At 65.6% G+C, this 13,127-nt stretch carries 10 protein-coding genes; 2 read left to right on the forward strand and 8 right to left on the reverse strand.

The features are described 5' to 3' along the window. Positions 1–27: 27 nt before the first annotated feature. The gene (locus tag FHS92_RS06920; protein WP_184078977.1) at positions 28–1,836 is read left to right on the forward strand and encodes an acyl-CoA dehydrogenase C-terminal domain-containing protein; all 1,809 of its coding nucleotides are present in this window, start codon (positions 28–30) and stop codon (positions 1,834–1,836) included. Here FHS92_RS06920 and FHS92_RS06925 read toward each other — a convergent pair. From FHS92_RS06925 to FHS92_RS06940, 4 genes are all read right to left on the reverse strand, one after another. After that, positions 1,728–3,107, reverse strand: coding sequence for a cell wall hydrolase (locus FHS92_RS06925; protein WP_184078979.1), 1,380 nt, complete (start codon positions 3,105–3,107; stop codon positions 1,728–1,730). The genes FHS92_RS06920 and FHS92_RS06925 overlap by 109 nt on opposite strands. A 12-nt stretch (positions 3,108–3,119) precedes the next feature. Then, positions 3,120–4,037, reverse strand: a complete 918-nt coding sequence (gene cysK / locus FHS92_RS06930; protein ID WP_184078981.1) for a cysteine synthase A — start codon at positions 4,035–4,037, stop codon at positions 3,120–3,122. Continuing rightward, positions 4,034–5,350, reverse strand: coding sequence for an MFS transporter (locus FHS92_RS06935; RefSeq protein ID WP_184078983.1), 1,317 nt, complete (start codon positions 5,348–5,350; stop codon positions 4,034–4,036). The genes cysK and FHS92_RS06935 overlap by 4 nt, the downstream gene beginning before the upstream one ends. Positions 5,351–5,487: 137 nt before the next feature. Further along, positions 5,488–7,782: an ATP-dependent helicase gene (locus FHS92_RS06940; protein ID WP_184078985.1), complete on the reverse strand. Its 2,295-nt coding sequence runs from the start codon at positions 7,780–7,782 to the stop codon at positions 5,488–5,490. A gap of 152 nt (positions 7,783–7,934) precedes the next feature. Between FHS92_RS06940 and FHS92_RS06945 the strand changes: the two genes are divergently transcribed. Further along, a complete protein-coding gene (locus tag FHS92_RS06945) occupies positions 7,935–8,393 on the forward strand; it encodes a hypothetical protein (RefSeq protein ID WP_184078987.1) in 459 nt (152 codons plus the stop codon). 45 nt (positions 8,394–8,438) lie between these two features. Here the strand turns inward: FHS92_RS06945 and FHS92_RS06950 are convergent, their stop codons facing one another. Genes FHS92_RS06950 through ilvD form a run of 4 tightly spaced genes read right to left on the reverse strand, consistent with a single transcriptional unit; the run spans position 8,439 to position 13,114 of the window. Further along, a complete protein-coding gene (locus FHS92_RS06950; protein ID WP_184080215.1) occupies positions 8,439–9,650 on the reverse strand; it encodes a class I SAM-dependent RNA methyltransferase in 1,212 nt (403 codons plus the stop codon). Between the two features lie 11 nt (positions 9,651–9,661). Further along, a complete protein-coding gene (locus tag FHS92_RS06955; protein ID WP_184078989.1) occupies positions 9,662–11,035 on the reverse strand; it encodes an NAD(P)H-hydrate dehydratase in 1,374 nt (457 codons plus the stop codon). Next, a complete protein-coding gene (locus FHS92_RS06960; RefSeq protein WP_184078990.1) occupies positions 11,032–11,412 on the reverse strand; it encodes a hypothetical protein in 381 nt (126 codons plus the stop codon). Before FHS92_RS06960 ends, FHS92_RS06955 begins: the two co-directional genes overlap by 4 nt. Beyond that, positions 11,393–13,114 carry a dihydroxy-acid dehydratase gene (ilvD, locus tag FHS92_RS06965; RefSeq protein WP_184078992.1) on the reverse strand — a complete coding sequence of 574 codons (1,722 nt, stop codon included), beginning with the start codon at positions 13,112–13,114 and terminating at the stop codon, positions 11,393–11,395. The genes FHS92_RS06960 and ilvD overlap by 20 nt, the downstream gene beginning before the upstream one ends. Positions 13,115–13,127 lie beyond the last annotated feature (13 nt).

Here is a 13,127-nt window from a genome sequence, read left to right on the forward strand (position 1 = left end):
ACACACAACACGATTCAGGAGAAGAGCATGCCTCAATATACCGCCCCGGTCCGCGACACGCGCTTCGTCCTTGATCATGTCGTCCGGCTCGACAGCTATTCCAACCTTCCCGGCTTTCAGGCCGTCTCACCCGATCTGGTGACGGCCGTGCTGGAAGAAGGCGGGCGATTCGCCGCCGAAGTGCTCTTCCCCCTCAACCAGGTGGGCGATCAGGTCGGCTGCACCCGGCACGACGACGGCAGCGTCTCCACCCCGCCCGGTTTCAAGCAGGCCTATGACCAGTATGTCGAGGGCGGCTGGACGACGCTTCACGCGCCGGAGGAATTCGGCGGGCAGGGCCTTCCCTCCGTCATCGCCACCGCGTTCGGCGAATATGTGCTCTCGTCCAATCAGGCGTTCGAGATGTATCATGGCCTGACCGCGGGCGCGATTGCCGCCATTCTCGTCAAGGGCAGCGACGAGCAGAAGCAGAAATATGTGCCCAACATGGTCGCGGGCAAATGGACCGGCACGATGAACCTGACCGAGCCGCATTGCGGCACCGATCTGGGCCTGATCCGCACCCGCGCCGTGCCCAATGCTGATGGCAGCTATGCGATCACCGGCACGAAGATCTTCATCTCGTCGGGCGAGCAGGATCTGACCGAGAACATCATTCACCTTGTCCTTGCCAAGACCCCCGGCGCTCCCGAAAGCAGCAAGGGCATCTCGCTCTTCATCGTGCCCAAGGTGCTGGTGAACGACGATGGATCGCTGGGCGAAAGGAATGCGCTGAGCTGCGGTTCGATCGAACACAAGATGGGCATCCACGGCAATTCCACCTGCGTCATGAACTATGACGGCGCGACCGGCTGGCTGGTGGGCGAGGAAAACAAGGGCCTCGCCGCCATGTTCATCATGATGAACGCCGCCCGTCTGGGTGTCGGCCTGCAAGGGCTGGCGCAGGGCGAAGTCGCCTATCAGAACGCCGTGCACTATGCCCGCGACCGGCGTCAGGGACGCGCGCTGACCGGCCCCGCCGATCCGGAGGAAAAGGCCGACACGCTGTTCGTCCACCCCGACGTGCGCCGCATGCTGATGGATGGCAAGGCGCTCACCGAGGGACTGCGCGCGCTGTGTCTGTGGGGGGCCTTGCAGAACGACCTGTCGCACAACGCCGCGACCGAGGAAGAACGCCTCGCCGCCGATGATCTCATCTCGCTGCTGACCCCGGTCATCAAGGGATACGGCACCGACAAGGGCTTCGACATCGCTGTCACCAGCCAGCAGGTCTATGGCGGCCATGGCTACATCCGGGAATGGGGGATGGAGCAATATGTCCGCGACGCCCGCATCGCCCAGATCTACGAAGGCACCAACGGCATCCAGGCGATGGATCTTGTCGGGCGCAAGCTCGCGCAAAATGGCGGCCGCGCGCTCCAGGCCTTCTTCAAGGTAGTCGCGCAGGACGTTGCCGAGGCCAAGACCGATCCCCGCACCTCGCCGCTGGCCGAGGCGCTGGAAAAGACCAACGGGCAATTACAGGCCGCGACCATGTGGCTGATGCAGAACGCGATGACCAACCCCAACAACGCCGGGGCGGGCGCGCATTCCTATATGCACATCATGGGCATCGTCGCGGTCGGGCTGATGTGGGTGCGCATGGCGGTCGCCGCTGCGAAGCTGATCGACGAGAACAGTGGCGATTATGACAAGGAATGGCTGGAGGCCAAGCTCGTCACCGCCCGCTACTTCGCGGAGCGCGTGATGCCGGAAGCCGGGGCGTTGCGCCGCAAGATCGAGGGCGGGGCGGAATCGCTGATGGCGTTGTCGCCGGAGATGTTCGCCGCGCGCTGAATCAGTTCCGGCTTGGCGGCATCAGCCGCGATCGGTTTGCGCCCCGGCAGCAGACTCCCCATCGGAATGCGTTCCCGCATGCACATGCGGTTGTCCGGTTGCGGAAGCAGCGTGCAGTTCCACAGCATCCGCTGCAAGCCGTTTTCCATGTCGTGCATGTAGCTGAAGATCATACCGGACAGCAGGCCGGGTTCGATCGGGAAACCGGTCGGTACGCCCGGCCCGTCAGGCCACGCCATAACCCGGCACGCCGGGCGTCCCGAACACACCAGCGTCGCAACATCACGATAGGCTTTGGTGGCAATTCCCGGGGATACCGTGACGATAAACGCATCGTCGGCGGGAGACGTCGCAATGACATGCAATCCCGCCATCAGGCTGCTTGCATTGGCGCCCGCCACAAATCGTATGGGTGCGTGCGCTATCGCTTCGACCGCGGATGGCGGCGCGGCCGGATCAATCGTGACGGCATCGTCCCCACCCTTCTCATGGACCGGCGACAGGCGCGCGATCATCGGGACGCGCGGCTCCACTCCCGGCAGGCTGCGGCGGAACGCGGGCGGCGTGCCCCACCAGCCCTGCCAGCGATAGAACAGATGGGTGTGCACCTCGGTGATCTTGTCGAGGCTCGTATTCCAGTACGGCACCACCCAATCGGTATGATAATGCGTCGCATAGCCGACTTTGCGGTCCACGAGCCCGCCCAGCATCCGCGTGGCAAGCGTCCGCGCCCGGTCCCACGCCTCCGGACTTGGTGTCCGCGCAAGGGCGCCATCGCAGGTAAATGTGAACTGGCACCCGGTGGTGCGCTCCGATCCCTGAAACACCACGCCGCAGACCGACTTCGGGAACGCCGGGTGGCGCACGCGATTGAGCACGACCTGCGCCACCGCCTTCTGCCCGACCGGATCGTCGCCCGCCTCATAATACTGCGCAGCGGCCAGACAGGCGATCGCCCGGTCGCGGTCTTCTGTCCCACCCGTGAAACGAAACGGTCGCGCCGCAGGGTTGGGTCCGGTGGAAAACGGCATCGCGGCGTTCATCGCACGGGCGTCGTCCGGGCTGACTTCGCGCACCACGAGCGGGTCAACCTTGGGCGGAGGCGATGGTGCGTGCTTGATCCAGTCGTCGGACGCGGGTGCTTCGGCGGGCGCGGATGTGCCCATCCCACCCTGCCAGGCCACCGCGATCGGCAACGCAACGAACAACACCACCCCCGCAACCCAGTCGAGCGCGCGCGGACGCGCAGGGGGGGCAACGCCTCCGGTCATCCGCCTGTCCGCTTATTCCGGCAAAAAGTCAGGGACGGAGAGATAGCGTTCGCCGGTGTCGTAGTTGAATCCAAGGACCCGGCTACCGACGGGGAGTTCAGGGAGTTTCTGGGCAATGGCAGCGAGCGTTGCGCCGGAAGAGATGCCGACCAGCATACCCTCCTCCTTCGCGGAGCGGCGCGCATAGTCCTTGGCGTCGGCCGGATCGACCTTGATGATGCCATCGAGCAGCTGGGTGTGGAGGTTGGCCGGGATGAACCCCGCGCCGATGCCTTGAATGGGGTGCGGGCCGGGCTGGCCGCCACTGATGACCGGCGAAAGCGTCGGCTCAACCGCGAAGACCTTGATGTTGGGCCATTTCTCCTTCAGCGCCTGCGCGCAGCCGGTAATGTGGCCACCCGTCCCCACACCGGTAATCAGTGCGTCGATCGGCGCATCGGCAAAGTCGTTCAGGATTTCCTGCGCAGTGGTGCGCACATGAATATCGATGTTCGCCGGATTCTCGAACTGCTGCGGCATCCAGCTGCCCGGTGTCTGCGCGATGAGCTCCAGTGCGCGCTCGATCGCGCCCTTCATGCCCTTCTCGCGCGGAGTGAGATCGAACGTCGCGCCATAAGCCAGCATCAGGCGCCGCCGTTCGATCGACATGCTTTCGGGCATGACGAGAACCAGCTTATATCCCTTGACCGCCGCGACCATCGCCAGACCGACGCCGGTGTTGCCTGACGTAGGCTCGATGATCGTTCCACCCGGCTTCAGATCCCCCGATGCCTCGGCTGCCTCGATCATCGCCAGACCGATGCGGTCCTTGATCGATCCACCCGGATTCGACCGCTCCGACTTGATCCACACCTGTGCGTCACCGAACAGGCGGTTGACCCGGACGTGCGGTGTTTTGCCGATCGTTTCGAGGATATTTGCCGCTATCATGTCGTGGCCTCCTTATCGCTGTCTCGTTGCGCTATGTCGTGCGGATCGAAGCTTCGCGCAAGCCCCAGTTCCGGAAAGATGCGCGCCCACAGCACTGTGACAACAATCGCCCCCGCTCCGCCGAGCAGTACGGCGGTCGTCGGCCCGATCAGCGCGGCGAGGAACCCCGACTCTGCCTCACCCAGCTCATTGGACGCGGCGATCGTCAGCAGGGAAACGCTGCTCACCCGCCCGCGCATCTCGTCCGGTGTCGACAGCTGGATCAGCGACTGGCGGATGAACACCGACACCATGTCTGAAACCCCCGACAGCATCAGCGCGAGCAGCGCGACCGGATAGCCGATGCCCGATGGCATGAACGCCGTCAGGCCGAACAGGATGATCGACAGGCCGAAGACCACGACCGCGCCCAGCATCTTGTTGCCGACATTGGTGCGCGGCGGGCGGAAACTGAACAGGACCGCGACAACCGCCGCACCCAGCCCCGGTGCGGCCGCCAGATGGCCAAGGCTGCTTGCTCCCGAGTGAAAGATATCGCGCACGTAGATCGGCAGCACCGCTGTCACGCCCGCGAGCATCACCGCCACAAGATCAAGCGTGATTGCGGCAAGCACCAGCCGGTTGGAACGCACATAGGCGAGCCCGTCGATGATCTGGCGGATCGGGCTGCGGCTGCGGTCCGATGGAGCCTTGCGGGGCAAGGGCCGGACCGCGGCAATCGCGACGAACGCGACGAAAAACATCGCCGCCGCCACCGCATAGGCCGCCCAAGGCCGATACCCGTAAAGATAGCCCCCCACCGCCGGACCGGCGATCGTGCCGACCTGCCACATTATCGAGGAAAAGGCGATCGCGCGGGGCAAGGTGGCGGGTGGAACCAGATTGGGCGAAAGGGAACCCAGCGAGGGGCCGGTGAAACTACGCGCCACTGCGACCGATGCTGCCATGGAGAACAGCACCGGCAGGCTGAGCGCATTGCGATAGGTCAGCATCGCGAGCAACACGACGCACACCGCCTGTGCCAGCAGCGCGAGCGCCGCCACCATCCGGCGGTCGAACCGATCAGCGACATAGCCCGTCAGCGGCGTCAGCAGGAAGATCGGCACGAACTGTACCAACCCGATCAGTCCCAATTGCGCCGCCGCCGCATGCGTGTCCATTGTCTGCCGCGCGATATTATATGCCTGCCAGCCGATGACGATGATCATCGCGTTCTGCGCCAGCACCGTTGCCAGCCGGGTGAGGAGGAACAGACGGAAATCGCGGAACGACAAGGGATGGGCCGGCGCGGCGGCCAAGGATGAGGCGGTCATGGGCCCTCCTTAACCGCGGCGTCGAAGTTTTCGCAACAAAGGAGATGTTCGCACGACCCAGTATCAGATTTTGTCATAAGTGCCGCGTGGGGGCGGGTCGAAGACCAAAGCGAACGGGGTGGATATTTCGATCGGCGCTAGGCCAGCGCGACAAAACTGTCCATCACCCGCTTCCGGCCGGAGAGGTCGAAGTCGATCTCCAGCTTGTTGCCCTCGATCGTCGCGATCGTTCCATAGCCGAATTTCTGGTGAAAAATCCGCAAACCCAGTTCCAGATCCTTCCGCCCCGGAGCACCAGGCGACACCGCCGTCGGCCGCCGCGCCTCCATCGGGACACGCGCGTCAGCGACGAACTGCCCCGCCTGCGCCGCACGTTTCCAGCCCGGCCCATGCCCCGGCCGCGCGACATCCTGAAACGGGTTGCCCTGATCCGCCCAGCCGCTGCGCCACAGTGACGCGCCGCCGGTCAGGCTGCTCTCCTCCTCGACATGGTCGGGCGGCAATTCCCCCACGAAACGGGACGGGATCGAACTGGTCCACTGGCCATAGATACGGCGGTTCGCCGCATGGATGATCGTGCAGCGCCGTCGCGCGCGCGTGATCGCAACATAAGCCAGCCGCCGCTCCTCTTCGAGTGCGCTCAAGCCACCCTCGTCCAGTGCCCGCTGCGAGGGGAAAACCCCTTCCTCCCAGCCGACGAGGAACACATTGCCGAACTCCAGTCCCTTGGCGGCGTGGATGGTCATGATCGTGACCTTGCGCTCTTCCGCCTGCGCCTCGTTGTCCATGACGAGGCTGACATGTTCGAGAAACGCACCGAGCGACTCATATTCCTCCATCGCACGGGCAAGCTCACCGAGGTTTTCAAGGCGCCCGCTCGCCTCGGCCGTGCGCTCCGCCTGCAGCATCGCGGTATAGCCGCTTTCGTCGAGCATGATCCGCGCCAGCTCGGCATGGGGCAAGGTGCTTGCCATGTCCCGCCAGCGCCCGATGCTGGTGACGAAGCCGGATAGCGCGCGCCGCGCCTGCGGGGTCAGCTCGTCACTGTCGATAATCCGCGCCGCAGCGGCAAGCAGCGGCACGCCCTCAGCCCGCGCCAGGCGGTGCACCTTTTCCACCGCCTTGTCGCCCAGCCCGCGCTTGGGCACGTTGACGATCCGCTCGAACGCCAGATCGTCCGCCGGTTGTGCGATCAGCCGCAGATAGGCGAGCGCATCCCGGATTTCGGCTCGCTCGTAGAAACGAAAACCGCCGACGATGCGATAGGGCATGCCGATCTGGATGAAGCGGTCTTCGAACTCGCGGGTCTGGAACTGCGCCCGCACCAAAATGGCAATGTCGTCGAGCGGCTCACCCTCGCGTTGCAGCCCCTCGATTTCCTCGCCCACCCGGCGCGCTTCCTCTGGCCCGTCCCACACGCCGAGCACGCGGACCTTCTCGCCCTCTGCCTCCTGCGTCCACAGGGTCTTGCCGAGCCGATTGCCGTTCGACGCGATCACCCCGGAAGCGGCGGCAAGGATATGCGGGGTCGATCGATAATTCTGTTCCAGCCGCACGATCTTGGCGCCCGGAAAATCCCGCTCGAACCGCAGGATATTGGCGACCTCTGCCCCGCGCCAGCTGTAGATGCTCTGATCGTCGTCACCCACGCAGCAGATATTCTTGCGCTCCTGCGCCAGCAGGCGGAGCCACAGATACTGGCTCGAATTGGTGTCCTGATATTCGTCGACCATGATGTAGCGGAAGCGCTGCTGATACTGCGCCAATATCTCCCGGTCGGTCTTGAGCAGGGTCAGCATATGCAGCAGCAGGTCGCCAAAATCGCAGGCGTTAAGTGCGATCAGCCGCGCCTGATACGCCGCATACAGCGCCTGCCCCTTGCCCGCGGCATACTGCTCGCTCTCTCCCGCATCGACCTCCGACGGGGTCAGGCCGCGATTCTTCCAGCGATCGATCAGCCCGGCCAGCTGCCGCGCGGGCCAGCGCTTCTCGTCAATCCCTTCGGCCTGAATGAGCTGCTTCATCAGCCGCAGCTGGTCGTCGGTATCAAGGATACTGAAGTTGCTCTGCAACCCCACCAGTTCGGCATGGCGACGCAACATCTTCGCACCGATCGCATGGAAGGTACCCAGCCACGGCATCCCCTCGACCGCGCCGCCGATCAGCCGACCGACCCTTTCCTTCATCTCCCGCGCCGCCTTGTTGGTGAAGGTCACCGCCAAAATTTCCGAAGGATAGGCCCGCCGCGTCGCGACCAGATGCGCAAGACGTGCGGTCAATGCGGCGGTCTTGCCCGTGCCCGCCCCGGCCAGCACCAGCAACGGCCCCTCTGTCGTCAGAACGGCCTCGCGCTGCGGCGCGTTGAGGCCGGAAAGATAGCCCGGTTCCGGCGCGGAAGAGGGGACGGCAACGGAAGTGCTTTGGGGATCCATAGTCGAACAATTAGGGAACGGTCGGATTGCGGGCAAGGACGAACTGAGAATTTATGCGCTGTGCGGTGAACCGCGCGGGACGGTGCGCGGAACTCCCTCATCCCCCTGGGGTTGTGGGTGGACAGGGGGCTGGACCAGATAAGGAACCATCCATGAAATTTGCACTTCTCGCCAGCGCCTCCGCGCTTTTGATTGCATCCGCCGCCGTCGCGCAGACGGGTGCGGGAACATCCGGTTCGATGACAACGGATCAGACCATGCCCAGCGGAACGACATCCATGCCGACCGACAGCGGTACGCCGCAGACCACGCCGATGCCCGGCGGCGACACCGGCACGACCATGCCGACCACACCGCCTACCAATCCTCCCGTCGGTGAACAGCCGATGCCCGGCCAGATGGGGACCGATCCCTCCGCAACCGGCGGCATGCAGCAGCCCATGGGCACACCGGGCGCAGCGGGCGCAGCACCGATGGGCAGCGCGGCCCCAATGACCGCCGCTCCCCCGCCCGCCCCGCGCACTGACTATCCGATGTGCAGCAAGACGGTTACCGACAGCTGCAAGCAGGCGGGTGAAGGTCGCAGCAGCAAGGCCAAGCGCCGCAAGTAAGTTCGCAGATAGGCCGGGCGTGCGGTTACCGCTGCCCGGCCTTGTTTACTCGCCTGTCTTGCGAAAGATCCCCGCCAGTTCCACATGGGTCGACCAGCGGAACTGGCCAACGGGCTGGACGCTCTCGAGTGCGTATCCACCCTCGATCAGATGCTTGGCGTCGCGTGCAAAGCTCCCCGGATTGCACGAGACATAGGCCACCACCGGCACGGTAGAGAGCGCGATCTGCTGTACCTGTTCCCGCGCTCCAGCACGCGGCGGATCAATCAGCACGGCGTCAAAGCGGTTGAGCTCCTCGGGCGTCAACGGCCTGCGAAACAGGTCACGATGGTCCGCCACCAGCCGCCGCTGCGTCCGGTTGCCCGCCATCTTGAGTGCCAGCACCAGATCCCGCGCCGCTTCCGCGCCATAGACCGCGCGCCCTTCGCCCAGCGCCAGCGCGAACGTGCCGAGGCCGCAGAACAAATCAGCAATTGTTCCCACGCCTGCCATCGCGCCCCGCACCGCAGAAACCAGCGCCGCCTCGCCATCCGCCGTCGCCTGCAGGAACGCGTTGGTCGGCATGGCCACCGGCACACCGCCCAGCGTAATCGTCGCCGGTTCCGGCTCGTAACGCGTCTGCGGCCCGAACCCTTCATCGATGCTCAGCCGTGCGAGCCTGTGCGTCTGCGCGAAATCGTTAAGCCGTTCCGCCAGCTCCAGCCCTTCCGCACCGACATTTTCGAGGCACAGGTCGACCCCCTGATCGACGAGGCTCATCCGCACATGCGCCGCGCGGCGGTCTCCCACCATCGGCCCGAGCAGGTTCCGCAACGGCGCGACCAGCGCGAAGAGGGCCGGGTGCAGCACCTCGCACATCGTCATGTCGACGATCCGGTGGCTATTCTCGCTCGAAAAGCCGAGCTGCATCTTTTTGCCGAACTTCGCCGCACGCAGCGATGCGCGGCGACGCGTGCGGGGCGGGGACACGATCGGCGGCAGCACCGCCCCGGCTTCAACACCCTGTCCCGTCAGCGCGCCCACCACCCGATCACCGACATAACGGGCATAGATTTCGTCATCGAGATGTTGCAGCTGGCACCCGCCGCATAGGGGATAATGGCGGCAGGGCGGCTCGGCATGATGCGGCCCGTAGTCCAGCCCGCCATCGGCGCGCAGCCGGTCGCCTGGCGCGCTCAGCGGCACATGGCGACCGTCCGCCGTCACGCCATCACCCTTCGCCGCGATACGCAGGATAAGGCCGGGATCGCCGCTCACAGGCTCTTTAGTCACAGGCACGCGCCGATGGCGGGCGCGATCTGCGGCAACAGATCGTCGGCGATGAAGGCCGGGCCCGCGCGCCGCGCCGCCTCGCGGTGCAGCCACAGTGCCTGCGTCGCCGCAGCGAACGGATCGCCGGTCACCGCCAGCCGCGCCGCGCACAATCCGGCGAGCACATCGCCCGTCCCCGCCGTCGACAGCCAGGGCGACGCGCCCTCCGACACGCATGCCCGGCCATCGGACGCCGCCGCAACGCTCACCGAGCCCTTGAGCACGACGACCGCCCCGCTGGCCCGAGCCGCCGCACGCGCCTGCTCGATCACGCTGCCTTCGATGTCGGGAAACAGCGCCGCGAACTCGCCCGCATGCGGCGTCAGGATCGCGCGCTGAGGCAAGACCTCGAAACCCGCCTGCGCCAGACCATGCAAGCCATCCGCATCGACCACCGCCGGATGACCATGCGCCAGCGCGGCGCGCAGCGTTTCATGCGCCGCCCCCTCGCGTCCCAGCCCCGGCCCGACCAGCACGCAGCCAATGCGCGTATCGTTAAGTGCCTTCATGCGCCGCCGCACGATCGCATGGGGTGTCGGCACGATCGCCTGCGCGCCGATCAGCGTGACATAACCCGCCCCCGCCCGCGCGGCCGCTTCGGCCGCTAACGCGCCCGCTCCCGCCATCGCCCCGGCAACCACAGCCACCAGCCCCCGCGTATATTTATGCGCATTGCCATCGGGCGGAGCGAGGCGAGGTTTGGCGAGTCGATGCACCGGCGCATCCGCACTCTCGATCCCAATGTCGGCGCACACCATCCGCTTCCACTGCTGCGCGGCGGGGCGCAGGACATGGGCGGGTTTCCACGCGCCCAGCGAAATGCACAGGTCAAAGACAGGCACCGAGGACAAGATCGCACCGCTGTCTGTCGCAATGCCGCTCGGCAGGTCGACCGTGTGCGCCAGTTCCGCCGTCACCGCGAGTTCCCCCAGCCGCCCGGCCAGCATCGGGTCCAGTCCGCGCGTCAGGCCCGTACCGAACAGCGCATCGACCAGCTGCCGGGCGGGCGCTGCCGTCCCGATATCCTCGACCGGCCCGCTCCAGTCCGCCCGCGCCTGCCGCGCGCTCGGCGTTCCCGGTTCCGCGCTTGCTGCGACCCGCACCGCCACGCCGCGCTCGCGCAACGCGGCAGCGATCACATAGCCGTCACCGCCGTTATTCCCCGGCCCGCACAGCACGAGCGTGTCACGCTGTCCGCCCGCGCGCCAGATGAACTCCGCCGCCGCCCGGCCAGCCCGCTGCATCAGCGCATATTCAGGTACGCCGCTGGCAAACACGGCCGCTTCGGCGGCGCGCATTTCGGCTGCGGTCAAGATCGCGGTGATCGTCAAGGCGCGCGAAGCTCCCGCGTCGGCAGGCGATAGGCCGCATCGCCCACGGTGATCTCCACGGCGCCCTGATGCGGATCACCGACTTCGACCGCTTCCGCGCCATCGGCAACGTTGATCCGCGCTCCGTCGCTCGACACGACAAAGCGCCGAAAGCCGCCATCGGGGTGGTGCAGCACAAGAATACGCGCGCCCGCCCCCTGCGCCGCCGCACGCCATTCCATAACACAGCCCGGCGCGACCGCTTTCGCCTCCCCGGTCCGGCACGACACGACGCTGCCCTGCGGAGCGTCCGCACCGCCACCCGTCGCACCGTTGCAGGCGGAGACCAGCCCCGCCATCGTCAGTCCGACAGCCGCGTCAAATATCCGCATAGACATGGGTTTCGGCCTTCGCGCCGGGGTGCGTCACCGCGCCCTGCCACGCCGGTCCCACATTCTGCGCAAAGCGCCACAACGCACCTGCCTGATAATCGTTGGTGCGGGGTTGCCACCGGGCTTTGCGCTCGGCCAGCACTGCCGCGTCGACATGCAGATCGATGGTCCCCTGCACGGCGTCGATACGGATGATGTCGCCCTCTTCGACCAAAGCGATGGGGCCACCGTCTGCTGCCTCCGGCCCGACATGGCCAATGCAGAAACCGCGCGTCGCACCCGAAAAGCGCCCGTCGGTGATCAGCGCCACGCTCTCACCCATGCCCTGCCCGTACAGCGCGGCGGTGGTCGACAGCATTTCGCGCATACCCGGCCCGCCTTTCGGTCCTTCATAGCGGATCACGATGACCGATCCTTCGCGGATCTGGCGCGCCTCGACCGCCGCGAAGCAATCTTCCTCGCAATCGAACACCTGCGCCGGACCTTCGAACACCAGCCGTTCCATACCCGCGACCTTCACGATCGCGCCATCGGGCGCCAGCGAACCGCGCAGGCCCACGACGCCCCCGGTCGGCGTGATCGGCGTCTTCGCGTCATAGATCACCTTCTGGTCGGGGTTCCACGTCACCTCGGCGATATTCTCGCCGAGCGTCTTGCCGGTGACGGTCAGACAATCGCCATGCAACAGCCCTTCGGCCAGCAGAGTCTTCATCAGCATATAGACGCCGCCCGCGTCATACATGTCGCGCGCCACATAACGCCCGCCGGGCTGCAGATCCGCGATATAGGGCGTGGTCCTGAAGATCTCCGCCACATCGAACAGCGTGAAGTCGATGCCGCACTCGTTCGCCATCGCGGGCAAGTGCAGGCCGCCATTGGTCGATCCGCCGGTCGCCGCCACGATGCGCGCCGCATTCTCGAATGCCTCACGGGTGCAGATATCGCGCGGGCGGATGTTCTTCGCAAGCAGCTCCATAACCTGCCTGCCCGCCGCAATGGCGATCTCTTCCCGGCTCTTGTAGGGAGCGGGCGCCATATTGCTGTTCGGCAGAGAAAGACCGATCGCTTCGCCCACGCACGCCATGGTGTTGGCGGTATATTGCCCGCCGCACGCGCCATGGCCGGGGCACGCCACCCGCTCCAGCGCGTTGACTTCGGATAGGGGGCACTTGCCAGCCGCATATTGCCCGACGATCTCGAACACATCCTTGACCGTCACGTCCTTGTCGTGGAACCGGCCAGGCAGGATCGACCCGCCATAAACGAAGATCGACGGCACGTTGAGGCGCAGCATCGCCATCATCATGCCGGGCAGCGACTTGTCGCACCCCGCAAAGGTCACGAGCGCGTCATAGCAATGGCCGCGCACAGACAGCTCGACCGAGTCGGCGATCACTTCGCGCGAGATGAGCGAGGACTTCATCCCCTGGTGGCCCATCGCGATGCCGTCCGTTACCGTGATGGTATTGAACCGGCGCGGCGTGCCACCGCCCTGCTCTACACCCTGACGGCAGATGTCGGCCTGAAAATCCAGCGTCGTGTTGCACGGCGCGCTGTCGTTGCCAGCCGAAGCAATCGCCACGAACGGACGGTTGATCTCTTCCTCGGTCATGCCCATCGCATAATAATAGCTGCGATGAGGCGCGCGCTCCGGTCCTACCGAAACATGGCGGCTGGGAAGTTTGGTCTTGTCAAATTGGTGTGTCATGGGCTGCCCTATT

Source organism: Sphingobium subterraneum, from assembly GCF_014199435.1.
GTDB lineage: Bacteria > Pseudomonadota > Alphaproteobacteria > Sphingomonadales > Sphingomonadaceae > Sphingobium > Sphingobium subterraneum.

What these genes read in the sequence shown, in the direction of transcription:
- FHS92_RS06960 (WP_184078990.1), bottom strand. Translation starts at nt 11,412, where the DNA reads ATGTCTATGCGGATATTTGACGCGGCTGTCGGACTGACGATGGCGGGG.
- FHS92_RS06945 (WP_184078987.1), top strand. Translation starts at nt 7,935, where the DNA reads ATGAAATTTGCACTTCTCGCCAGCGCCTCCGCGCTTTTGATTGCATCC.
- FHS92_RS06925 (WP_184078979.1), bottom strand. Translation starts at nt 3,107, where the DNA reads ATGACCGGAGGCGTTGCCCCCCCTGCGCGTCCGCGCGCGCTCGACTGG.
- FHS92_RS06940 (WP_184078985.1), bottom strand. Translation starts at nt 7,782, where the DNA reads ATGGATCCCCAAAGCACTTCCGTTGCCGTCCCCTCTTCCGCGCCGGAA.
- ilvD (WP_184078992.1), bottom strand. Translation starts at nt 13,114, where the DNA reads ATGACACACCAATTTGACAAGACCAAACTTCCCAGCCGCCATGTTTCG.
- FHS92_RS06935 (WP_184078983.1), bottom strand. Translation starts at nt 5,350, where the DNA reads ATGACCGCCTCATCCTTGGCCGCCGCGCCGGCCCATCCCTTGTCGTTC.
- FHS92_RS06920 (WP_184078977.1), top strand. Translation starts at nt 28, where the DNA reads ATGCCTCAATATACCGCCCCGGTCCGCGACACGCGCTTCGTCCTTGAT.
- cysK (WP_184078981.1), bottom strand. Translation starts at nt 4,037, where the DNA reads ATGATAGCGGCAAATATCCTCGAAACGATCGGCAAAACACCGCACGTC.